Below are 22,912 nucleotides of genomic sequence, written 5' to 3'. Positions count from 1 at the left end.
TGAAGGCATAAGCCGCGATGCGTTGATGCAGGACCTGATCACGCACGCATCGCTCCCGGTCGACAATCATCGCGCGTACCGAACCACCATGCTCGATGACGCCAGCACGTGACCCTTCATCGCGGCGATCAATGCGTCGCGGTTGAGTGCAGCGGGCAGGGAATTCGCGTCGATATCCAGCGCGTAGACCTGTACGACATAGTGATGCGGTGCATCGCCATGTGGTGGGCAGGGGCCGTAATAGCCGTCCCTCCCCGTCCGGTTGATTCCGCCAATACTCCCCGCTGGCGGCGGCCCGCCTTCCGCCAATGCGGTCGTTGCAGCAGGAATTCCGTAGAGAATCCAATGCACGATGCCTAGGCCGCGCGCGCCATCGGGATCGAAGATGGTGACCGCAAAGCTTTTGGTCTCGGAAGGCGCATTGCTCCATGCCAGCGGCAACGAGACGTTCTTGCCGCCGCAATCCTGAGCGCTGGCGGCGTGCCGCGAGTCGAGGGTGGCGTTATCGGCGAGGCCGGGTGATGTGAGCGTGAAGCGCTCATCGGCGATTGTGGCGACACTCAGAAAACATCCCGCGCCTATCAAGGCAACGCGCAAAAGCCGCTTTGCGCGGCACATACTGCTTCGATCACTCTTCATTGTTCTTCTGGCCCTGAGTTTCAATAAATTCGCTCTGCGTACCGCGTGCGCTTAGGTTTTCCATGTTCAAGCACCGCAATCCTGAAAACCGCTTACTGCCATTTCTTCGGATCGCCGCCTAATGCTGCGCAAGTATCGAAGCTGATGGCGCGGAGTTTCGCCTCGCCGATCTGTCCTGAGAGCGCGTAACCCGCGTGATCTGTTGTCCAGTAGTACGTTCGTCGCGAGCCGTCGCGCAACATCCGTATGGCGTACTCGTCCTTATGCTTGCCCGAACCGCTGGTCATGTATAGCGTGAGCCGTTCGCCGCTGGCGTTCTGATACATGAACTGCGCCGCGGGTCCGTCCTCGCCGGGTAACAAGCGGCCACCGACCAGCTCGAACCCATACTCATGCAGCGAGGGAATGGTCAGGGTCCTGTTAAGCCGCTTGGACAACCACGTAACAAGATGATCTTCCTGAGACGCCGCGACTTCCACCGCGTGCCGCTGCTCGGGCGCATACACGGCATAGGCGATATCCGCGCGCTGCGCGAACGGCGGCGGCGGGTGATCCTGGTCGAGGACCGGCAACAGCATGTGCATCAGGAAGCCGCATGCAATGCCCACCACCAGCCAGCTCGCCGCCATCAGATAACGCCTGCGCGGACGAACGACCACGACTTGAGGTTCTTTATCAGCAGTGGCGGCAAACAGCGCTCGCAGCGCATTGTCTTGCGCGCGATAAGCGGCGACCGTCGCCGCGCTCACCGGATCGGCGGCGATGCGTGCAGCGGTTTCAATGCGCTCGGCCTCCGGCGCTTCGTCGTCGATGAACGCCGACAGCGCGCGCAACTCGTTGGCTGCCGCGCTGGATTCCGCCTGGTCAGGACGTTCGGAATTCGTCATGTGCCACTCACGATTTTCAACGATGCCGATTTGCGGCCCGGCTCCTCACCGAGCAGCACGCGCATGTGTTCACGTGCCCGCGATAGTCGCGACATCACCGTTCCGGCCGGCACGTTCAGCACCACGGATGCCTCCTGATAACTCATGTCCTCGACGCAGACGAGCAGCATGACTTCGCGTTGCTCGACCGGCAGGCAATACAGCGCGCGTTGCACGTCGCGCAGCACGAGCCCGTCGACTTCACCCACGGGCGCGGCCATCTGCCGCCAGGGCGCGGTTTCGTCGTCGACGGCAATATCGCGCCGGCCGCGCAATTGATCGATATAGAGATTGCGCATGATAGTGAACAGCCACGCGCGCAGATTGCTGCCGACGCGAAATCCTTTCGAGCGGCCAAGGGCGCGTTCGGTCACGTCCTGCACGAGGTCATCGGCCCACGCACGGTCTCCCGTCAGCGCGCGCGCGTAACGCCGCAACTGCGGGAGAACCCCAACGAGATCGGTATCGAAGCTCAACGGCCTATGCTCATGACTGGTTCACTTTCAGCGCTCCCGGCCACTGTGCGCGTGACGACGATATTGCCGGCGCGCGCACAGTGGCCATCGATCGCTTCATGCTGGTCTCCATCGCTCTAATGGCGCTTAACTGCTCCACGCTTACTGCTTCACGGTATGCCACATGTTCTTGAAATTGTCGCCGTTGGCATCGCCGGGTTTCTGGTCTTTCGCGAACGTATATACGCGCTTGCCTTTGTACGCCCACTGGTTGCCACCATCGGCTGTGGGCATCATGGTCCAGTCGCCCTGGGGCTTGTCCGAGGCATCGGCCATGACCGCCGGCCACGCTTGGGCGCAACCGCCGCTGCACGCGCTTGGACCCGACGCCGGATCTTTGTCGAATGTGTAGAGCGTCATGCCTTTCGCGTCGGTGTACATACCGCCTCCGGCCATTGGCGGCGCGGCATGGGCACTCAGGCTGAAGGTCGCAACGAGAGCTGCAGCGAGCATCGGGATTCGCATTTTCATGTTGTTTGTTTCATTCCGTTTGTGCAGGTATGGGATAAACGGATGGTGCTTACGGAATATTCCGGCACCTGACAAATATTTCGACCGTGTTCCGTGATTTTGATCCCGTCGATGGGACGGTGCGCGTTGGGACAAAAAAGCTGACAAATTGACAAACGCCGGACCGGGGACGCCCTGTCTGACGACTTGGCTACAATCGACGGCATCCAGCGATGCGGCTTTCCGCCAGCCGCCCCACCAGGCGTGCCGATTCGCATTTTCCCGGCCATGCACGGGCCGACCAGCCAAAACCCGGCTTGAAACGAACGAGGTGAAATGGTGCAGGACAGCAAGAATCAACCGATGCCGGCGAACCCGGGCGCGAACATGAACACAGCGGGAACAACGAGAAAACGCCCGCTGGATGGCATCCGCGTGTTGGATTTATCGAGGGTGCTGGCGGGGCCGTGGTGCACGCAGAACCTTGCGGATCTCGGGGCGCAAGTGATCAAGATCGAGCGTCCGGGCGCGGGCGACGACACGCGCACTTGGGGGCCACCATTCCTGCGTGACGCCGAGGGCCGCGATACATCGGAGAGCGCCTATTTCCTGTGCGCGAACCGCAACAAGCAGTCGGTTGCCATCGACATGAGTTCACCCGAAGGCGCTGAGCTGATCCGCGAGTTCGCGAAGTCGTGTGACGTAGTCGTCGAAAACTTCAAGGTAGGAGGGCTAAAGAAATATGGTCTGGACTACGAGAGTCTTTCGGCAATCAATCCGCGGCTCGTGTACTGCTCGGTGACGGGTTTTGGACAGAGCGGCCCGCTATCGCAGCGCGCGGGCTACGACTTCCTGATCCAGGGCATGGGCGGGCTGATGAGCATTACCGGCGAACCCAACAGCGTAGCGGGCGGCGGCCCGGAAAAAGTCGGCGTGGCCGTAACGGACCTGATGGCCGGCATGTATGCAACCACCGGCGTGCTCGCCGCACTGATGGAGCGCGGAAAAAGCGGGCTCGGGCAACATCTCGACATCGCGTTGCTCGATTGCCAGCTCGCCATGCTCGCTAACCAGTCGATGAACTATCTGACCACGGGCATCGCGCCACAGCGCATGGGCAACGCGCATCCGAACATCGTGCCGTATCAGACCTTCGCCGCGAGCGACGGCCATGTGATCGTCGCGTGCGGCAACGACAGCCAGTTCCGTTCGCTGTGCACCGCGATGAACGTGCCGGAACTTGCGCTCGATACCCGTTTCGCCACCAATAGCGGGCGTAGCGTGAACCGGGCGGAATTGTTGCCGCAACTGGCGGCGGTCTTCATGACGCGTCCTCGCGACGCATGGGTTGACGCGCTCGAAGCGTGCGGCGTGCCGTGCGGGCCGATCAACGATATCGCGCAGGCTTTCGGTTCCGAACAGGCGCAATTTCGCGGCGCGGCGCGGGAGATACCGCATCTTGTCGCGGGCGTTGCGCCTACGGTCGCGAGTCCGCTGCGTTTATCGGCTACGCCGGTTGCGTACGAACAGGCGCCGCCGATGCTTGGACAACACACGAGCGCCATGCTGCGCGACGTGCTTGGCATGGGCGACGTACAAATCGAGGCGTTGATGCGAACGGGGGTGATCGGCGGATAGCTTGATTCCGATGTGAGGCGCATTGATTCGGCGAGCAGACGCTTTATGACAATTTTCACCTTGACTCGTCCAAAGCGCGTCACGGTATGGTTGGTCATGTGAAATCCACGCAAGCACGCAGGATGCAAACCATGACCTCATATGATCGACGATCTTCCACGGGACGAGGCGGAACGCCTACTAAGCCTCACCAAATTCGGCGATCCATCAACGGGATGGAGAAGGCGGCAGCAAACGGTAAGTTGGGCGAAGTGCGAATTCGGTGTCACGGATTCCGAGGGCAGGCGCATTCAGGGCATTACGGCTGACCTGTCTGTTCGATACGGCCGGCGACCGCACCTTAAGCAATTCCTGTTCAGCATGTATTACTCGCAGCATCGGGGTAATCGCCGAGCGTACCAGCTCGACGTCTTTCAAAGTGGTCGACGACCAGCGGATGCTCATCGGCATCCTCACGAACACGTGGGTCGCGACCGTTTGGCGGGCCACGCTGAATGGTCTGCGATCAGTTTCTCGGGCGCGCTGCTGCTCTTCTGCAGGAAGACCAACTTGACGCTGACGTGCGTTTTACCTGACCCATCGGTTCCGGAGTCGAAATGAATATCCAGTCGTCCTGCCAGGACATGTGCGCAAAGCTCGGCTTCGGCTGCGTGCAACTAGAAGATGAATACCCGCCCATGATGGCCCTCCAAACACCGTTTGGCTTTTACGGCGGCGACCCGTTCGAGATCTACGCGGAGTATCTGGATGATCACGAGCAGATACGCTTCTTTGATTCAGGGGGAACGCTGTTCCACTGCTTCTCCCGGCAGATCAATTCGTTTCATCTGCGGGACTATCAAGTGGTGAAAGCAGCGATCAAGCAGCCCGGCATCAACGTGACGCAAGAGGGCGAAATTGAAGGCACGTTTGAAGTTTCCAACATGGCGTCCGGGTTCGCGAGCTATGTGGACGCGTTGCTAAGTCTGGCCAGATGGGAGTTCGATAACGCGGGCACTGACTTCGCGGTCCGCGAGCCCAATCTGATAGGTGACACGAGGCTTTATCTCAACGCAATGAAACCAGATGTCCCAGCGATCAAGAGCACGCTTAAGGTTGCAGGCGTGTCTGGTCGTCAGTACGGCTTCGATCTGTCGCAGGGTGACACGCAGATCGACGTGATTTCATGTCATCGCAACGCTTCGTCTTCGGAGCTTTACAAGCTTGTGGACCTGCGTGGCAATGCACTGACTGCCAACACGCCGATCATCGTGGTGGTGGACGACCGTTTGCTGCCCGAACAGGCGGATCGTGAGGTCGCTGTGATCGGCCAGTACGCCGAGGCGTGGCCTATGAGAAAGCTGATTGAGGCAGCGGCGGGCGGTGGCTTGACCCGGCATTGAGATAGTAGGCGGTAGTCGAAACCCGAGAAAAATCGCGCAGGCGTTCAAAGCTGCCAGTCGAGTAACGGCACCACTTTCTCGATCAGCTTCTCTAACCGCGGCCTATTCAGCCACTCTTCGTACGTGACGAGGTGCGACTTTTCTATATCAGCGTCGAAAATTGCGCTTTGCTGACGGGCGAATTCGCGATCGTAGATATTGAGGTTCGCTTCGTCGTTGAGCTTGAACGAGCGGCTGTCGAAATTCGTCGATCCCGCTGAAACCAGGTACTCGTCCACCACGAGTAGTTTGCAATGGAACATGGTCGGCTGATATTCATGGATTTCGATACCCGCGGCCAGCAGATCTCCCCAGCAGGCGCGGGAGGCTTCACGCACTGTGTGCGTGTCAATACGTTTTCCCGGCGTCACAATGCGCACTCTCACGCCACGTCGTGCGGCTTCCACCAGGGCGTTGATCGCGAGGCCATCGGGGACAAAATATGCGCTCGCCAGGTGAATGCTCTGCGTGGCCGCTGTGATCGCCATGAGATACATCAGTTCCATGTCGTCGGCGCCGTGGGTGGGAGAGCTACTGAACATGTGCGCGACACCATGACAGGCATCACCTTCCGGCAATGGGGGTATCTCAGGAAAGTACTTGGGACCATGAAGCACATTGCCGGTCACCTTGATCCAGTTGTCCATGAACACGGCCTGCATATGACCGACCACCGGACCCTCCACCCGAAAATGTGTGTCGCGCCAATGCTTTTCGTCTTGCCCGTGCCCGGTCCATTCCTCCGCAATCCCAACACCACCGGTGAAACCCACGCGGCCGTCGATGATCAGCAGCTTCCGGTGCGTCCGGTTATTCATACGGCCGAGTCCGGTCCAGTGCGGCTTGTGATATTGCACGACGTCAGCACCGGCTTGCCGCAGTTCGTCGAGGTAACGATGATCCATTTTCTTGCAGCCCACCCAGTCGAGCAGGATATGCACCGCAACGCCCGAGCGCGCTTTTTCCGACAACGCAGCCGCAAATCGTGCGCCAACTTCGCCGGACCAGTAAATGAACGTCTCGAAGGTAATGGTCTCTTTGGCGGATTGAATGCCATCAAGCATGGAAGGGAAGATTTCGTCGCCGTTCAGCAGCACGGCATACCTATTGCCCGACGTCACCGGCGGCCCCAGCAAGAGGCTCATTGAACGAATGAATTGCGGGTCGTCACTGGAATACAACCGGTCAATGTTGTGCTCGACTTTCTTTTCGCCGCTCACGAAGTTCGCAAGGATCAGGGCAACGACGAGCGTGGCGACGACCGTAAGCGGTATGGCGAGCAAGAGCATGTCGGATTCCGGAGGAGACGAATTGCGATCGGGGAGAGGCGTACGGTTTGCATAAGCCCGTAAGCTCGGGTACGCGCGGCGGATGCTCCGACACGCTTTGTAGCAAGCGTCGGTCCTCCTGTTTATTGCACTGCGTCGATCGATCCAGATTCGACCGCGGCGGGACGATCGCCCGACCAAGCTCTTCAACTATCGAGCCGAGTGCTCCATAACAGCGGCTTTTTGCAGTTTCGGTAGAGACATAAGTAGACGCAACATAAGTGCCCCGAGCCGCCGCAAACCGCTCACTCGTCCACAATCGTGCTCAGATTTACCCGCACGCGCCGCAGTAGCGAGATCAATTGCGCGCGCTCGTCGGCATCGAGCCCTGCCAACGCTTCAGTGGCCACTGAATCGCCCACCCGGCGAGCCTTGCCGAGCGCACCTTCAGCCTTTGCCGTCATCCGCACCGTCCGTTCGCGACGGTCATCGGGATTTGAAAAACGTTCGATCCAGCCGCCTTCCTCCATCCGGTCGAGCAGGCGACCGGCCGATATCGGTGCGACTTCCAGCAGATCGGCCAGCCGTGCCTGGTTTACATCGCCGAAATGGGATAGATAGGCGAGCGCGCGGCATTGCGCCCGCGTGAGATCGAGCGACGATTTCGCGAGTTCGTCGAAGCGCTTGCTGCACAAGCGCCCAACGTCCGAGATCAGAAAACCAAAGCGCTTGTCGAGGTGCGTTTCCATGCCCGGATTATACGAAAGAAGCTCGTGCCCACATGCATTCGGGCAAACGCGGACTCTCCCGGTTTTTTGGCTCCTTGTTTCAATCATCGGCAGGTTTATAATAAGCATGCTTACTATTAAAGTAAGCGATCTGATAACCGAGTTAGCACCTGAATGTCCTCAGAATCGATGCCGGCAAACGCGGCGGCCGCCAAGCCGCTCAACCGGCCCATGCTAACCGTCTCAATCATGCTCGCCACGCTGATTCAGACGCTCGACAGCACGATCGCCAATGTCGCGCTGCCGCATATGCAGGGCACGCTATCGGCGTCGCAGGACGAGATTACGTGGGTGTTGACGTCGTACATTGTTGCGGCGGCGATTGCCACGCCGCTCACGGGCTGGTTGTCGGACCGGCTGAGCACGAAGCGTCTGCTGATCATTTCTATTGGCGGCTTCACGATTGCGTCGGCGCTGTGCGGGTTATCGGAGAGTCTTGCGCAGATTGTTGCGTCGCGATTGCTGCAGGGGATTTTCGGAGCCTCGCTCGTGCCGCTCTCCCAATCAATCCTGCTCGACATCAATCCGCGCGAAAAGCAGGGCCAGGCGATGGCCGTATGGGGCATGGGCGTGATGGTCGGGCCAATTCTCGGGCCGACGCTCGGCGGCTGGCTCACCGACAGCTACAACTGGCGCTGGGTATTTTTCATCAACGTGCCGATCGGCGCGTTTGCGCTCTTTGGCGTGCTAACGTTCCTGCCCGCGAGAGCCGCGAAGCTCGGGGTGAAATTCGACGCATTCGGGTTTGCCACGCTGGGTCTGGCGATCGGCGCACTCCAGGCTTTACTCGATCGCGGCGAGCAGCTCGACTGGTTTGGCTCGCTCGAAATCCGCATCGAAGCAATTCTTGCGGTGCTGAGCTTTATCTTTTTTCTCGCGCACACCGCGACCGCCGGGAAGCGTTCATTCTTCAAGTACGAACTGTTGAAGGACCGCAATTTCGCGACCGGCGTGTTTTTTATCTTTGTGATCGGCGCGGTGATGTACGCGACCCGTGCGTTGTTGCCGCCAATGCTGCAGAACCTGATGAACTATCCCGTCGCCACGACCGGTCTGGTTACGGCGCCTAGCGGCGCGGGAACGATGGTCGCCATGCTGATCGCCGGGCGGCTGTTACGACGTATCGACGCGCGTCTGTTATTGCTCGCCGGTTTTCTCATTTCGGCGTTCGCGCTCTGGCAAATGATGCAATACACGCTGGTGCTGTCGGTCTCCGATATCGTGTGGCCCGGCGTGATCCAGGGTTTTGGCCTGGGTTTCGTATTCGTGCCGCTCAGTGCGCTGACGTTTTCCACGCTGACACCCGAACTACGCGCCGACGGCACCGCGACCTACAGCTTGATGCGTAATATTGGCAGCAGTATTGGCATCTCGATCGTGCAGACCATGATGACGCGCGGTACGCAGGTCGCGCACGCCGACCTCGCGGCGAATGTGAACGTGTTCAATCCGTTAATGCAGCCCATGCTAGAAAGCGGATCGCAGATAAGTCTCGCGCTGATGGATCAGTCGATCAATCAGCAGGCGCAGATGATTGCTTACCTGAACGACTTCAAGCTGATGTTTGTCGCGACCTTGCTGGTGGTGCCGCTGCTATTGCTGATCCGGCCAATGCGAAGTATTGCCAGCGAAACACTCGCGCATGCGGCTGCGGATTAACGAAATTACTTGATGGATGAATCGCGCGAAATCTCGCGCTGCGTCAGGTAAACGCGCAGATCGAATTCAATCTGGTGATACCCCGGTTGCATAAATTCGCATAACCGATAAAACGCTTTGTTGTGGTCGCTTTCCTTCAAATGCGCGAGCTCGTGCACGACAATCATGCGCAGGAATTCGGGCGGCGCTTCCTTGAACAACGACGCCACGCGAATTTCCTTCTTTGCCTTGAGCTTGCCGCCCTGCACCCGCGAGATCGCTGTGTGCAGGCCAAGCGCGTGACGCAGCACGTCGAGCTTGGCGTCGTACATCACCTTGTCGATGGCGGGTGCTACGCGCAGAAACTCCTGCTTCAGATCCGTGGTGTATTGATACAGCGCCCGGTCCGATTGCACGGCGTGGCGGTGCGGATACCGGTCAGCGAGATACACGCCCAACTGGTCATCGGCGATAAGTTTGCGGACCTTGTCCTGAAGCGTTTGCGGATAGGCGCCGAGGTATTTCAGAGGAAGCATGATGGGACGTGACCGCCGAGTGGTGCCTTCGGCATTATAGGGGCCATGGCTCGGGCGTCACGTCCATGGATCAAACGGGTAAGGCGCGGCTTTGGGCGGCTATATCTTCGTAAAATCGATACAACTGCTCGATCGTCGTCTCATGAAGCGGGATCACGATGTTCAGATGATCCATTCCTTCGATGGTCGGATTGACGTACCAGACGCCCTTTTTTCGGGCTATCGTACCGTCCTTGCCTGCCATTTCGTGTGGATGGCCGACCGGAAACTGGGCAGAAGGTACGCTAACCAGACCATCATTCGGACGCCACGCAGCAAAACCGCCAGCCAGATCCTTCTTGTTCAACCCAACCGCCGCGGCGCTGGGCTTCAGAATGACGTTCATGTTTGCCTGCGGGATACGTGTCCCTTGCGGACCGGCGAAGGTGCCGTCAACAGCGTAGGAACTGTAGTACACGTTCTCCGATGTTCGCGCCCACGAATTCTGGAAATGCGCCGCTATGGTCGAGAGATCGTAGATGCAGCCGTCCTGCGTTTTCCAGACCGGGCTTTCGAGCGCGCGACGAATATAGTCTTCAAATCCTTGTCCCTCGTCACGCTCTAATCCCCATTGCTGCAGGTTGAAGTCGTAGATTGGCTCGGTCGTTGCCAGCCCCGCAAGCGCTGCCGTGTTGACCATGAGATCGCGGATAAAGATCGGGAATTGGCCGACGTCGTCCGCTGTGAGTGCGCCGTTGTGAACGCCTGAAACCGACGTCACGCTGTGCACCCATTTCTTCCCGCCTGCAAAAAGGGGAGAGCTCGGTGCTTCTCTCGGCCCAGGCTCAAACCCCGCTTCGTCCGCGTCTCCCTGTTCGAGCAGTTGGATCAATGTTCGCGATGTCGGGCCGCCCATGCTATGCCCGATCAAATGTACCTTGTGCGCCTCGCTCCATTGCGGATAGACGCCGGGATAACTCCGGCCGTAGCGAGCGTGGCCGTATCTGGCTGAGTGAACTGCGCCGTAGTCCACCACACCGCCGACGAGATAGGTGTACAACTCGCACGCGCGGTCCCAGTTGCTGGAAATCGGTCCCATGGAGGCGGTGAATGTCTCGTAGCCTTGTGCTTTGAGATGTTCCTGGATGTCGCCTTTTGCGCCGCCCCAGTAACGGAATTTCTGTCCGAACAATTCGTCGCGGCCCCAGCCGCACATGCCGTGGACAAGAACGATGGGGTATTCATTGTGCGTGTGTTTCGCGGAGACAGAGTGCGATACGGGTTTTTTAGTGGCTGGGACGGGCGCCGTTTTGGGGACTGCCATGATGATTTCCTATCTCGAAGACAAAGAAGCAACGTGAAGTTGACAACTGGAAGGGCGTACATCACGCCCTGGTCTGGCAGTGCGAGAGGAAATCTAGTGAAACTTTCTGGCGCGGAATATCGGAAATATCTGAATAGTTTCAGGCAGTGACGAGACGGGGCGGCTCAGTCTGGAATGGCCTGAGTGACCACAACCGCATGCGCGGCAAGTCGCGTCGCGCGCCGGCTAGTTAAGCGCGCTGCCGCGTGCTCCATAAAATGCATGCAATCAGCACAAGCTGCAAAGGCAGCCGCACGAGCAATAACCACGATGGAACTTGCGAGAACTGATCCGCGTGCTGGTACATGAATACGTTGGCGGGCGTAACGGCAATGGTCAGTAACGTCAGCCCAATGCCCGCCGCACTTCGCGTGCGTTTGATCATCACACCGATCGCGCCAAGCAACTCGAAAACGCCGCTCACCATGACGGCCAGGAGCGGGAAGGGGATATAGGGAGGCACGATTTGTACGAAGAGCGGCATGTACAAAAAGTGGCACGCGCCGCCGATCAGGAAATACAGGAACACGAACCACAATCCGATGCGCTGACCCACGGACATTCTTCTAGCCGATGAAAATCTGAGTGAGGACATTGATGAGCGAGCGCCGTGTTGTTGATCTGATGATGGCAGCGCCAGCCTTGCGCCGAACTTGTAGATCACCAATAGTCGATGACCTGAAAAAATGATGGCCCAAAACAAAAAACCGCCCAGCAAGCTGGGCGGTTTTGGCCTTGATTTACAAGGGAATTCTGGTCGGGGTGAGAGGATTCGAACCTCCGGCCTCTACGTCCCGAACGTAGCGCTCTACCAGGCTAAGCTACACCCCGAATGTTCACTCAGAGACGGTTCGTTTCCTTTTCAGGACTGTCTTGCCGTCGAGTAAGAACATAATTCTAGCAGGCTCTCTTTAAAAATGGAATCCGGAAACGAAGAAATTGCATTGGCCGCCGCCTGTGCTTCTTGCCGCGCACATTTCAGCGTGTGATCCAGCGCGCCCGACATCGTGATGGCTTCGAAGATGGTGTCGAATTTATCGGTCCCGCCTTGCTCGATTGCCTCGCGCGCAAGCGCTGCCTGTTCGGCCGAGCCGTGCTCCATCAGATAGATGAGGGGCAGTGTGGGTTTGCCTTCGCGCAGATCGTCGCCGGCATTTTTTCCCATCGATTCCGCCGTGCCGGTGTAATCGAGCCAGTCGTCCATGATCTGGAACGCCGTGCCAATGCGCCGGCCAAACTCCGCCGCTGCCGCTTCAGTCCGGGCATCCGACCCCGACAGCACTGCGCCGAGTTGGGCCGCTGCTTCAAAAAGCTTGGCTGTCTTGTAGCGGATCACTTGCATGTAGCGCGCTTCGTCCACATCCGGGTCGTGCATGTTGAGCAACTGCAGCACTTCACCTTCCGAGATCACGTTGGTCGCAACCGACAGGATCTCCATCACGCGCATCTTGCCCACGCCGACCATCATTTCGAAGGAACGCGAGTACAAGAAGTCGCCGACGAGCACGCTAGCCGCGTTGCCGAACAGGGCATTCGCGGTCTTGCGGCCGCGCCGGAGATCGGATTCGTCGACTACGTCATCGTGCAGCAGCGTGGCCGTATGAATGAACTCGACCACGGCGGCCAGTTCATGCCGGTGCCCGGTGGTGTCACCGAGCGCGCCGGCGACCAGCAGCAGCAGCGCGGGCCGGAGCCGTTTGCCGCCTGCCCCGATGATGTACTCGGAAATCTGGTTGATCAGCATCACTTCGGACGCCAGGCGCTGCCGGATGACGCGATTGACCTGCTGCATGTCCTCGGCGATAGGCTCGAGCACGTTGGCGGCGTTTGGGGAGGAAATGGCAGTGGACGACATGATCGGCAATTAGGGTAGTGCCGCGAATTATAAGGCGAATCGGCCGATAGCCGCCTCTAAAGACGCCTCGGACGAACCGCACAGGGTGCCGCGGCAAGCCTGACGCGCGGCGTTAGACGCCGAAACTGCAATAATGCCGCGTGCGCCGTGCTCGATCCGGACTGCAGCCGCGCTCGTTTTCGCGATGAACAAGGGTTTTGACGGAGAGCCTAACTCTCTGTATAATCACGCGTTTTCGCGCACGGTGTGCGGAAAAATGAATTTTCAGAGTGAGGTTCTCAATGTACGCGGTCATAAAAACCGGTGGCAAGCAGTATAAGGTTGCTGTCGGCGAAAAATTGAAAGTAGAACAGATACCGGCAGACATTGACGCTGAAATCACGCTCGACCAGGTTCTCGCAGTAGGCGAAGGTGAATCGATTAAATTCGGTGCACCGCTGGTCAGTGGGGCTTCCGTCATTTGTACCGTCGTGTCCCAGGGTCGTCACAAGAAGGTTACGATCTTCAAGATGCGTCGCCGGAAGCACTACCAAAAGCACGCTGGCCATCGCCAGAACTACACCGAACTGCGTATCGACGCTATCAACGCCGCGTAAGCGTCGTCGAGTCGATTAAGCTAAACGGTCAAGGAGCTATTAAATGGCACACAAAAAAGCAGGCGGGTCATCCCGCAATGGTCGCGACTCTGAATCAAAGCGCCTCGGCGTGAAGGTTTACGGCGGCCAGGCTATCAACGCAGGCGGCATTATTGTTCGCCAGCGCGGTACGCGCATGCACCCGGGCGACAACGTCGGCATGGGCAAGGATCACACCTTGTTCGCGCTGACCGACGGCCACGTCACGTTTTCGACGAAGGGCGCAGCAAAGAAGCATCTGGTCAACGTAGTCCCGGCTGCCTAAGTAACATCCAGGCACGGGCTTCAGGACCGGAAAAGGCCCCGCGAAGTTCGCGGGGCTTTTTTTATTGGCCGGCCTTATTGGCCGTGCCCAAGCAGTGACATATATCGAATGGCCTAGTGGCTGGCTTCGGCCGGTCGCGGCAGAATAGAGTGTCGACTGGAGTTGGCTTTAGCGCTTGCTCCAGTCACAAGCAAAGTAAAACACGGGACGGAGCAACTCATGAAGTTCATTGACGAAGCGAGAATTGAAGTCATCGCCGGCGACGGAGGGGATGGCAGCGCGTCGATGCGGCGCGAGAAGTTCGTCCCGTTCGGCGGACCGGACGGCGGCGACGGCGGCCGGGGCGGCAGCGTGTATGCGGTCGCGGACCGAAACATCAACACGCTGATCGACTATCGGTACGCGAAGAAACACCAGGCGCGCAACGGCGAAAATGGCCGCGGCGCAGACTGTTATGGCAAGGGCGGTGACGACATCATCTTGCGCATGCCGGTCGGCACGATCATCGCGGACACGGAAACGGGCGAGCTGATCGCCGACTTGACCGAGCATAACCAGAGCGTGCTGATCGCAAACGGCGGCGCGGGCGGTCTCGGCAACCTGCACTTCAAGTCGAGTACGAACCGCGCGCCGCGCCAAAAGACGGAAGGCAAGCCAGGCGACCGGCGCATGTTGCGCCTCGAGCTGAAAGTGCTCGCCGACGTTGGTCTGCTGGGCATGCCGAACGCGGGCAAGTCCACGTTCATCACGGCGGTGTCGAATGCGCGGCCGAAAATTGCCGACTATCCGTTCACCACGCTCGCGCCGAATCTTGGCGTAGTTCGCGTGGGACCGGAAAAGAGCTTTGTCATTGCAGATATTCCGGGCTTGATCGAAGGCGCGGCGGAAGGCGCGGGTCTGGGCCACCGGTTCCTGCGGCACTTGCAGCGCACCGGCGTGCTGCTGCATCTCGTCGATCTGGCCCCGTTCGACGACGCAGTCGATCCCGTTGTGGAAGCGCGCGCGATCGTCAACGAATTGCGCAAATATGACGAAGCGCTGTATGAAAAGCCACGTTGGCTCGTGCTAAACAAGCTCGACATGGTGCCGGATGAAGACCGTAAATCTCGCGTGGCGGACTTCATCAAGCGCTACGAATGGGATGGCCCGGTGTTCGAAATCTCGGCACTGACGGGGCAGGGTTGCGAAAGCCTGACCTACGCCATCTTCGATTACATCTCGAAGAATTCGGATGCGTCGCGGGCGGCAGAAGCCGAAGATCTCGCCGCCGACGTTCGTTTCCGCGACGAACCCGCCGTCGTGGCGCCGCAGCCCGCGCCGGAGATCGACGAAGAAGACGAAGACGAAGCGTAAAAGTTTGGCCCGTGGTTTTCGAGGCAAATCCGAGGAGAAATGCGTCAGATGCGTTCCGTCATAGCCGCTTCGAAGCGACTCGTAGTGAAAGTGGGATCGAGCCTGGTAACCAACGACGGACGCGGGCTCGACCACGCGGCCATCGCGCGCTGGGCTGCGCAGATTGCGGCGTTGCGCGGGCAAGGCAAGGAAGTCGTGCTGGTCAGTTCCGGCGCGATCGCCGAGGGTATTCATCGTTTGGGCTGGACGAAGCGGCCGCGCGAAATTGACGAATTGCAGGCTGCTGCTGCCGTTGGCCAGATGGGTTTGGCCCAGGTCTACGAAAGCAGTTTCGGCAAATACGGCATGCGCACGGCGCAGATTCTTCTCACGCATGCTGATCTCGCCGACCGCGAACGCTATCTGAACGCACGCTCAACGCTGCTCACCTTGCTGCGCCTGGGTTGCGTGCCGATCATCAATGAAAACGACACTGTCATCACCGACGAAATCAAATTCGGCGACAACGACACGCTCGGCGCTCTGGTAGCGAACCTCATAGAAGGCGACGCGCTGATTATCCTCACCGATCAACGCGGCCTGTTTACCGCCGATCCCCGGCGCGATCCAACGGCCACGCTGGTCGAACAGGCCGATGCGGGCACGCCGGAACTCGAGGCCATGGCGGGAGGCGCGGGTTCAAGCCTGGGCCGCGGCGGCATGCTGACCAAGATTCTCGCGGCGAAACGCGCGGCGCATAGCGGTGCGAATACGGTGATCGCAAGCGGGCGGGAGTCGGATGTCCTGACCCGGCTCGCGTCGGGCGAGATGATCGGTACGCAATTAATGGCGCGCACAGCACGTATGGCGGCCCGCAAGCAGTGGATGGCCGATCATTTGCAGGTGCGTGGGCATGTGGTTATCGATAACGGCGCGGTCGAGAAGCTCACTGCGGGCGGTAAAAGCTTGCTGCCAATCGGCGTGATCAACGTTCACGGCGCGTTCGCGCGCGGTGAAGTGATCGCGTGCATGAATCCGGGCGGTCAGGAAGTGGCGCGCGGCATCACGAATTACAGCAGCTCGGAGGCGCGGCTGATCCAGCGTCGGCCGAGCGGTGAAATCGAAACGGTGTTGGGGTATATGCTCGAACCCGAGCTGATTCATCGGGATAATCTGGTTTTGGCATAAGCAGCACGGGACACGCCAAAACGGAAAAACCGTAAATTGGCGGATTTTTAGTTCATTTTTGGTCGAAAATGCGAATTTTTCGGATTAATACATTCATAAAACGCAATCATCGACCGAAATATTCCTATTGAACGATCAATTTTGCCGGATGCTCACCGGAGCCTCGCTAAGTGAGATCACCCAGTGTCAGGCGCCCGGTGATCGCGCAGTGCCGCCCACAAAAAAAGCCCGCTGACCGTCAGGTGCAGCGGGCTTTTTCACCAGCCTTTCGGCTTAGTGATAGTTCGAAACTGCAGTCCGCTTCATCTGGATGTTCTGCACAATCTGCTTGGCCGACCCAGTCGGCAACTTGTTCGCGCAGAAGTAATCCTGATACAGCGCTGCGTGATAGGCGTTCAACTCGCCGTTTTCGATGCGTCGAAAATCGTTCTCGACCGTGCGGTCCCAGTCGGTCTGATCCTCATTAATGCTCGCATATAGGCGCCAGTTATAGTTGTCGCAGCGAATGCCTTCGTAATTGACGTTGCGCGCCCCGGCCGGGCTTTTCACAACAACGGTGTAGCGGATGACGCCGTCTGTTCCCACGCTAAGCGAGTTTTTATCGATGAAAAAACTCAGCGGCGTGTTGTTCGACACCGTGAACTCAAGGAGATTCGCGTCTTTTGGCAGCGGAGGCAGGGTGTCGACCTTGTTTTCGGTCCAGTTCGGCTTGCGGTCCATGAGGTAGACGAACGCGCTGTCGTCCTTGTTGGTCGGCTTGGGGCTGCCGCAACCGGCGAGCACGACAAGGGCTGCCGCGGATGCCGCGAACAATGCAATGGCTTTCAATTCTTGATTTCCTGAGGTTGATGCAGAAGCGACTGCAAATCGATCGTGCCGCGTAATTGCGCCGCGATTGTCCCGCAAAGGGAACACGCCGGCATGTCAAACACGCAAGCCCAGCCTTCGACGCTGCACGAAAAAAAGCGGCGTGCGTTGCCGCACCGCCGCTTCGAATAACACACGTCCTAATCCCGCGAAGGACGTTGTGCGTAGATGTGCAGCTCTTCGGTCACCGAACATTCTGCCTGAATGACACCACCGTTAGCAGAAACGGCCGCGTCTTCCATAGTCATGCCCTGAATCACGCGTGGATAACGATTGGCATGATGCGCCATACGTTCCGCGCGCTCTGCCCGCACGACTGCGCGCCTCAGAAAGCGAGAAAGTTCCGTGAGCGCAAGCTGATATACATCCCGCTTGAACTCGATCACCGCGTCAAGCGGGACCCAATACTCATTCCACCGCCAGGCATCGAATTCCGGATGATCAGTCGCACGCAAACAAATGTCACAGTCACGGCCTACCATGCGTAACAAAAACCAGATCTGTTTCTGTCCGCGATAATGTCCGCGTACCTCGCGCTTGATGAACTTGTCCGGCACCTCATAACGCAGCCAGTCGCGGGTTCGACCCACGACCTTCACGTGCTCCGGAAGCAAGCCGGTTTCTTCGTGTAACTCCCGATACATCGCTTGCACAGGGGTTTCACCGTACTTGATGCCCCCTTGCGGAAACTGCCAGGAATGTTCACGTAGCCGCTTGCCCCAAAACACTTCGTTGTGCGCGTTCAAGAGGATGATGCCGACGTTCGGGCGAAAGCCTTCACGATCCAGCATACAACCACCTTCGAATCCTTTAAAATTGCTTTGATTATAAACAGATAACGGGCCTGGCGCACCGGCACGAACCCGAATCGGGGTTCGTTTCGCTTGGGTGCCGGGGCGGTCGGCCAACGCCTTGCCGCATCGCTGTCCCGTCGTTCACTCGTTCCGCACGTTCTGCATGTTCCGCAGGTTTGGGCGATAAGCCCATTCAACCGACGCGCTCCCGCATTGGAAAATTTTTGAATGAAAGCATCCCGTTTCTTTATCGGCACCCTGAAGGAAGCTCCTACCGACGCGGAAATCGTCAGCCACCAACTCATGATGCGTGCGGGCATGATTCGCCGCGTGGCCGGCGGTATCTATAGTTATCTGCCTATCGGCCTGCGCTCCATCCGCAAGGTGGAGACCATTGTGCGTGAAGAAATGAACCGGGCCGGCGCGCTCGAATTGTTGATGCCCGGCGTGCAACCGGCCGAACTCTGGCAGGAATCGGGACGCTTGGAGCAGTACGGCCCCGAACTGTTGCGTATCAAGGATCGTCATGACCGCGATTTCGTGCTCGGACCGACGCACGAAGAAGTGGTGACGGACATCGCGCGGCGCGAGATCAAGAGCTACCGCCAACTGCCGGTCAATTTCTACCAGATCCAGACCAAGTTCCGCGATGAAATCCGGCCGCGTTTCGGCGTGATGCGCGGGCGCGAATTCATCATGAAGGACGCGTATTCCTTCGACCGCGATCAGACGGGCCTCGCCGAGTCGTACAAAAAAATGTTCGATGCCTACGTGCGCGTGTTCAACCGCATCGGCCTGGAATTCCGTGCAGTAGCGGCCGATAACGGCTCGATCGGCGGCAGCGGCTCGCATGAGTTCCACGTGATCGCCGACACTGGCGAAGACGCAATCGCGTATTGCCCGACTTCGGATTACGCCGCAAATGTGGAAGCCGCCGACGCGCTGCCGCTGAACGCCACGCGTCCGGCGCCTGCGGAAGAGATGAAAAAGACGGCAACGCCGGGCAAGGCTAAGTGTGAGGCGGTCGCGGAATTGCTGAACATTCCGCTGGAACGCACGATCAAGTCGATCATCCTCGCGACGGAAAACGAAGGCGCCGAGCCGACCATCTGGCTATTGATGCTGCGCGGCGACCATTCGCTGAACGACATCAAGGCGAACAAGCAGCCGGGTCTGGCGGGTTATCGCTTTGCTACCGAAGCTGAAATTATCGATACCTTCGGCACGCCGCCCGGTTATCTCGGCCCGATCGGTACGAAGAAGCCGATCAAGGTGATCGCGGACCGGACGGTCGCGAACATGAGCGACTTCGTGGTCGGCTCGAATGAGGTCGACTATCACACGACCGGCGTGAACTGGGGCCGCGATTTGCCGGAGCCGGTCGTGGCGGACATCCGCAATGTGCTGGCAGGCGATCCGTCGCCGGATGGCAAGGGCACGCTCGAAATTTGCCGCGGCATTGAAGTGGGCCACGTGTTCCAGCTCGGCACGAAGTACTCGGATGCCATGGGCGCGTCGTTCCTCGATGAAAACGGCAAGCCTGCGCCCATGCAAATGGGCTGCTACGGCATCGGCATCACGCGGATCCTGGGCGCGGCGATCGAACAGAATTTCGACGCCAAGGGCATCATCTGGCCGGAATCGATTGCACCGTTCGAAGTCGTGTTGTGCCCGATGGGCTACGACCGCAGCGACGCAGTTCGCGAGCAGGCCGACAAGCTTTACGCGGCGCTACAGGCTGCGGGTATCGACGTGGTCTTGGACGATCGCGGCGAACGCCCCGGCGTGATGTTCGCGGATTGGGAACTCATTGGCGTGCCGCATCGGCTGGTGATTGGTGACCGCGGGCTCAAGGAAGGCAAGCTCGAGTACCAGGCACGACGCGACGCCGAAGCCACGTTGTTGCCGGTGGACGACGCGGCGAACGTGGTGATCGAGAAGGTGCGCGCAGCACTGGCCCGTGGTGTGACCCAGTAACGTGCAGTACAACTTCCTCTCGGCGACGGTGCTGCTTATTCTGATCACCGATCCGCTCGGTAATATCCCGATCTTCATCAACGCGTTGCGTGGTGTGGCGAAGGAACGCCGGCGGATCGTGATCTTGCGGGAAGTGGCGATCGCCTTCGGGATCCTGCTGTTGTTCATGCTGGTGGGCGACCGCTTTCTTCGCGCGATGAGCCTGACGGATTTGTCGTTGCGGCTGGGCGGCGGGATTGTGTTGTTCCTGATCGCTTTGCGCATGATTTTTCCGCATCCCGATGGTCCGATGGGTGGTGATTCACGCGGTGGCGAACCGCTGATCGTGCCGCTGGCTATTCCTGCGCTGGCCGGTCCGTCGGCGCTGGCGACGGTGATGCTGCTGACATCGCAGGCGCCCGGGCAGATGTGGGAATGGGTCGGAGCACTAACGGTCACCATGATGGTCTGCGCGGTCGTGCTGGTGCTGGCCGAGAAGATCCAGCATTGGCTCGGCGAACGCGCGGTCACGGCGTTCGAACGGCTGATGGGATTGGTGCTTGTCGCGATATCGGTGGAAATGATCCTCACCGGGATACGGACGTTTGTGCATCAACTGGCTGCGAATGGCTGACTGAAGACCATCCAGGTACATGTCTGTCAGGGCTTCCAGGGTGGTAAATAAACAAAGGCCGTTTCAACTCACGTTGAAACGGCCTTTTTGATCTTGATCATGCGGCTATTGGCCGCACCTCAAACGCTGCGAAAACGATTCACGCGCCTTCCGTCAGCGCCCGGATAGTCGGCAGGTTGCGCCAGTATCCCTTCGCGTCCATGCCACAGCCGAACACGTACCGGTCCGGCACTTCGAAGCCGCAAAAGTCCGGCCGCAGGGGTTTCGATTTATTGATGAGTTTCTCGCACAGTACGGCCGAGAGGAATTTCTTCGCGCCCATGGCCATGATGCGGTCGCGGATGGCGGCCATGGTTTCGCCTTCATCCAGAATGTCGTCGAGCACAAGCACCACGCGATCCTTCACCGCTTCCGCCGGCGCCACGCGCCACTCCATCTTGTCGCCGCCCTTGGTCGTGTTCCGATACCGCGTCAAGTGGATGTAGTCGAACTCGAGCGGAAAGTCGAGGTGCGGCAGCAGCATGCCGGTGAACACCGCCGCGCCGCCCATGACGGACAGCACGAGCGGGAACTCTTCGCCCGTGCTCGCGCCAATGGCTTTCGCCATGCTTTCGATCGACGCGGTCACGTCTTGTGCCGAAACGATCTCTTCGGAGTGGCTGAAAATGTGGAGTGCTTCTTCGCGATTCATAAGGGCAGGCGGCGAGGGTGTAGATCTAAAAATAGGGAAAACGAGGCGCTAAGCGCCACATGATAAACCCGCGTTCCTCTGTGAAACGCGGGCCATTCGAATCAAGCTGAATCAAATCAGATCAAAAACGTCAACGCATGCCCGGCATCATGCCCTTCATGCCGCGCATCATTTTCTGCAGATTGCCGCCCTTCAGCTTTTTCATCATGCCGCGCATCTGCTCGTATTGATTCAGCATGCGGTTGACTTCCTGGACCTGCACGCCCGCGCCCGCTGCAATACGGCGCTTGCGCTGCGCCTTGATCAGATCGGGTTTCGCGCGCTCCAGCAGCGTCATGGAATTGATGATGCCTTCCATTCGGCGCATCTGTTTTTCCGCGACGCCCATGTCCGCGCCGGCTGCGGCTTGCTGGAATTGCGCCGGCAGCTTGTCCATTAGCGACGACAAACCACCCATCTTCTTCATCTGCGAAAGTTGCGCACGGAAGTCGTTCAGGTCGAAATCACCGCCTTTCTTGACTTTATCGGCGAGTTTTTGCGCGGCCGCGCCGTCCACGCCTTTCTGTGCTTCCTCGACCAAAGCGAGAATGTCGCCCATGCCGAGAATCCGGTTCGCCATCCGGTCCGGGTGGAAAACCTCCAGCCCGTCCAGTTTTTCGGCGACACCCACGAACTTGATCGGCTTGCCGGTGACGTGACGCACTGACAGCGCCGCGCCACCGCGTGAATCGCCATCCAGCTTGGTCAGCACCACGCCGGTCAGCGGCAGGGCGTCACTGAACGCCTTCGCGGTGTTCACGGCGTCCTGGCCGAGCATGGCGTCGACGACGAAGAGCGTTTCCGCCGGCTTCAGGATCGCGTGCAGCTCGCTGATTTCCTTCATCATTGCTTCGTCGATACCGAGCCGGCCGGCCGTATCGACGATCAGCACGTCATGGAAATGGCGTTTCGCCCAATCCACCGCCGCACGGGCGATATCGGCCGGCTTCTGATCCGGCTCCGACGGGAAAAAATCCGCGCCGACCTGTTCGGTCACCGTTTTCAACTGCTGAATAGCGGCTGGACGATACACGTCGACGGACACCGTCAGCACTTTTTTCTTGTGCTTCTCGCGCAGCAGCTTGGCGAGCTTGCCCGATGTGGTGGTTTTACCCGCGCCTTGCAGGCCGGCCATCAGGATGATTGCCGGCGGCGTGACCGCGAGATTCAGCTCGACGGCTTTACCCTCGTAATCCCCGCCAATAATGGCTGTCAGCTCGCGCTGCACGACGCCAACAAGCGCCTGACCCGGCGACAGGCTGGACAGCACTTCCTCGCCGAGCGCTTTTTCCTTCACCTTCGCGATAAATTCGCGCACAACCGGCAATGCGACGTCGGCCTCGAGCAGCGCCAGGCGTACTTCGCGCAGCATTTCCTGCGTGTTAGCCTCGGTGAGCCGGGCTTCGCCGCGCAGCGTCTTGACGACGCGCGCCATCCGTGTAGTGAGTGTGTCGAGCATGGGAGCGTATGGAGAATGCGGCCGGGTGCCGGTTAA

Annotated in this window: 23 protein-coding genes and 1 tRNA gene; 9 read left to right on the top strand and 15 right to left on the bottom strand. The window is 59.0% G+C overall.

Annotated elements, in window-relative coordinates:
* Positions 1-66 precede the first annotated feature (66 nt).
* From SBC1_RS15105 to SBC1_RS15090, 4 genes are all read right to left on the bottom strand, one after another.
* Positions 67-639 (bottom strand): YbhB/YbcL family Raf kinase inhibitor-like protein, encoded by a 573-nt coding sequence (locus SBC1_RS15105; RefSeq protein ID WP_243830239.1) that lies wholly within the window; start codon positions 637-639, stop codon positions 67-69.
* Between the two features lie 92 nt (positions 640-731).
* Positions 732-1,526 carry an anti-sigma factor gene (locus tag SBC1_RS15100; protein ID WP_165988381.1) on the bottom strand — a complete coding sequence of 265 codons (795 nt, stop codon included), beginning with the start codon at positions 1,524-1,526 and terminating at the stop codon, positions 732-734.
* Positions 1,523-2,041, bottom strand: coding sequence for a sigma-70 family RNA polymerase sigma factor (locus tag SBC1_RS15095; protein ID WP_031360721.1), 519 nt, complete (start codon positions 2,039-2,041; stop codon positions 1,523-1,525). The genes SBC1_RS15100 and SBC1_RS15095 overlap by 4 nt, the downstream gene beginning before the upstream one ends.
* A gap of 141 nt (positions 2,042-2,182) precedes the next feature.
* Complete coding sequence (locus SBC1_RS15090) at positions 2,183-2,545, bottom strand: hypothetical protein (protein WP_165093413.1); 363 nt, start codon at positions 2,543-2,545, stop codon at positions 2,183-2,185.
* A gap of 372 nt (positions 2,546-2,917) precedes the next feature.
* Between SBC1_RS15090 and SBC1_RS15085 the strand changes: the two genes are divergently transcribed.
* Both SBC1_RS15085 and SBC1_RS15080 read left to right on the top strand, forming a co-directional pair.
* Positions 2,918-4,168, top strand: a complete 1,251-nt coding sequence (locus SBC1_RS15085) for a CaiB/BaiF CoA-transferase family protein (protein WP_165988898.1) — start codon at positions 2,918-2,920, stop codon at positions 4,166-4,168.
* A gap of 596 nt (positions 4,169-4,764) precedes the next feature.
* Complete coding sequence (locus tag SBC1_RS15080) at positions 4,765-5,550, top strand: DUF1828 domain-containing protein (protein WP_165988380.1); 786 nt, start codon at positions 4,765-4,767, stop codon at positions 5,548-5,550.
* 44 nt (positions 5,551-5,594) lie between these two features.
* Here the strand turns inward: SBC1_RS15080 and cls are convergent, their stop codons facing one another.
* Positions 5,595-6,878, bottom strand: coding sequence for a cardiolipin synthase (gene cls, locus SBC1_RS15075; RefSeq protein WP_206365966.1), 1,284 nt, complete (start codon positions 6,876-6,878; stop codon positions 5,595-5,597).
* 284 nt (positions 6,879-7,162) lie between these two features.
* Positions 7,163-7,606 carry a MarR family winged helix-turn-helix transcriptional regulator gene (locus SBC1_RS15070; RefSeq protein ID WP_165988378.1) on the bottom strand — a complete coding sequence of 148 codons (444 nt, stop codon included), beginning with the start codon at positions 7,604-7,606 and terminating at the stop codon, positions 7,163-7,165.
* A 153-nt stretch (positions 7,607-7,759) separates the two neighbouring features.
* Between SBC1_RS15070 and SBC1_RS15065 the strand changes: the two genes are divergently transcribed.
* On the top strand, positions 7,760-9,304 hold the full coding sequence (locus tag SBC1_RS15065; RefSeq protein ID WP_207958410.1) for a DHA2 family efflux MFS transporter permease subunit: 1,545 nt from the start codon (positions 7,760-7,762) through the stop codon (positions 9,302-9,304).
* A gap of 5 nt (positions 9,305-9,309) precedes the next feature.
* On the opposite strand, the gene SBC1_RS15060 is transcribed toward SBC1_RS15065, so the two are convergent.
* The 5 genes from SBC1_RS15060 to SBC1_RS15040 all read right to left on the bottom strand — a co-directional run bounded on the left by SBC1_RS15060 (position 9,310) and on the right by SBC1_RS15040 (position 13,016).
* On the bottom strand, positions 9,310-9,819 hold the full coding sequence (locus tag SBC1_RS15060; RefSeq protein ID WP_165092575.1) for a M48 family metallopeptidase: 510 nt from the start codon (positions 9,817-9,819) through the stop codon (positions 9,310-9,312).
* A gap of 70 nt (positions 9,820-9,889) precedes the next feature.
* Positions 9,890-11,122: a triacylglycerol lipase gene (locus tag SBC1_RS15055; RefSeq protein ID WP_165988376.1), complete on the bottom strand. Its 1,233-nt coding sequence runs from the start codon at positions 11,120-11,122 to the stop codon at positions 9,890-9,892.
* Positions 11,123-11,351: 229 nt separating this feature from the next.
* A complete protein-coding gene (locus SBC1_RS15050) occupies positions 11,352-11,723 on the bottom strand; it encodes a hypothetical protein (RefSeq protein ID WP_165092573.1) in 372 nt (123 codons plus the stop codon).
* A 192-nt stretch (positions 11,724-11,915) separates the two neighbouring features.
* Positions 11,916-11,992, bottom strand: a tRNA-Pro gene (locus SBC1_RS15045).
* A 31-nt stretch (positions 11,993-12,023) separates the two neighbouring features.
* Entirely contained in the window at positions 12,024-13,016 is a 993-nt protein-coding gene (locus SBC1_RS15040; RefSeq protein ID WP_165092572.1) for a polyprenyl synthetase family protein, read from the bottom strand.
* A gap of 281 nt (positions 13,017-13,297) precedes the next feature.
* Between SBC1_RS15040 and rplU the strand changes: the two genes are divergently transcribed.
* From rplU to proB, 4 genes are all read left to right on the top strand, one after another.
* On the top strand, positions 13,298-13,612 hold the full coding sequence (gene rplU / locus SBC1_RS15035) for a 50S ribosomal protein L21 (RefSeq protein WP_165092571.1): 315 nt from the start codon (positions 13,298-13,300) through the stop codon (positions 13,610-13,612).
* Positions 13,613-13,655: 43 nt separating this feature from the next.
* Entirely contained in the window at positions 13,656-13,916 is a 261-nt protein-coding gene (gene rpmA / locus SBC1_RS15030) for a 50S ribosomal protein L27 (protein ID WP_031360734.1), read from the top strand.
* A gap of 219 nt (positions 13,917-14,135) precedes the next feature.
* Positions 14,136-15,269, top strand: a complete 1,134-nt coding sequence (gene obgE / locus SBC1_RS15025) for a GTPase ObgE (RefSeq protein ID WP_165092570.1) — start codon at positions 14,136-14,138, stop codon at positions 15,267-15,269.
* Between the two features lie 48 nt (positions 15,270-15,317).
* The gene (proB, locus tag SBC1_RS15020) at positions 15,318-16,436 is read left to right on the top strand and encodes a glutamate 5-kinase (RefSeq protein ID WP_165988374.1); all 1,119 of its coding nucleotides are present in this window, start codon (positions 15,318-15,320) and stop codon (positions 16,434-16,436) included.
* A gap of 273 nt (positions 16,437-16,709) precedes the next feature.
* On the opposite strand, the gene SBC1_RS15015 is transcribed toward proB, so the two are convergent.
* Together SBC1_RS15015 and SBC1_RS15010 are read right to left on the bottom strand one after the other, a co-directional pair.
* Complete coding sequence (locus tag SBC1_RS15015) at positions 16,710-17,264, bottom strand: CNP1-like family protein (RefSeq protein WP_165092568.1); 555 nt, start codon at positions 17,262-17,264, stop codon at positions 16,710-16,712.
* A gap of 179 nt (positions 17,265-17,443) precedes the next feature.
* Positions 17,444-18,094, bottom strand: coding sequence for an RNA pyrophosphohydrolase (locus SBC1_RS15010; RefSeq protein ID WP_097265380.1), 651 nt, complete (start codon positions 18,092-18,094; stop codon positions 17,444-17,446).
* Positions 18,095-18,325: 231 nt separating this feature from the next.
* Here SBC1_RS15010 and SBC1_RS15005 point away from each other — a divergent pair, with 231 nt between their 5' ends.
* Both SBC1_RS15005 and SBC1_RS15000 read left to right on the top strand, forming a co-directional pair.
* Positions 18,326-20,074 (top strand): proline--tRNA ligase, encoded by a 1,749-nt coding sequence (locus SBC1_RS15005; RefSeq protein ID WP_165092567.1) that lies wholly within the window; start codon positions 18,326-18,328, stop codon positions 20,072-20,074.
* Position 20,075: 1 nt separating this feature from the next.
* Positions 20,076-20,687, top strand: a complete 612-nt coding sequence (locus SBC1_RS15000; protein WP_165092566.1) for a MarC family protein — start codon at positions 20,076-20,078, stop codon at positions 20,685-20,687.
* 139 nt (positions 20,688-20,826) lie between these two features.
* Here the strand turns inward: SBC1_RS15000 and SBC1_RS14995 are convergent, their stop codons facing one another.
* Positions 20,827-21,378 (bottom strand): hypoxanthine-guanine phosphoribosyltransferase, encoded by a 552-nt coding sequence (locus tag SBC1_RS14995; protein WP_158935967.1) that lies wholly within the window; start codon positions 21,376-21,378, stop codon positions 20,827-20,829.
* A 130-nt stretch (positions 21,379-21,508) separates the two neighbouring features.
* Positions 21,509-22,876, bottom strand: coding sequence for a signal recognition particle protein (gene ffh / locus SBC1_RS14990; RefSeq protein ID WP_165092565.1), 1,368 nt, complete (start codon positions 22,874-22,876; stop codon positions 21,509-21,511).
* Positions 22,877-22,912 lie beyond the last annotated feature (36 nt).

This window comes from Caballeronia sp. SBC1 (assembly GCF_011493005.1).
In the GTDB taxonomy this organism is placed as follows: Bacteria; Pseudomonadota; Gammaproteobacteria; order Burkholderiales; family Burkholderiaceae; genus Caballeronia.
The sequence above is the reverse complement of the archived record's forward strand: the minus strand, read 5'-3'. Positions and strand labels throughout refer to the sequence as shown.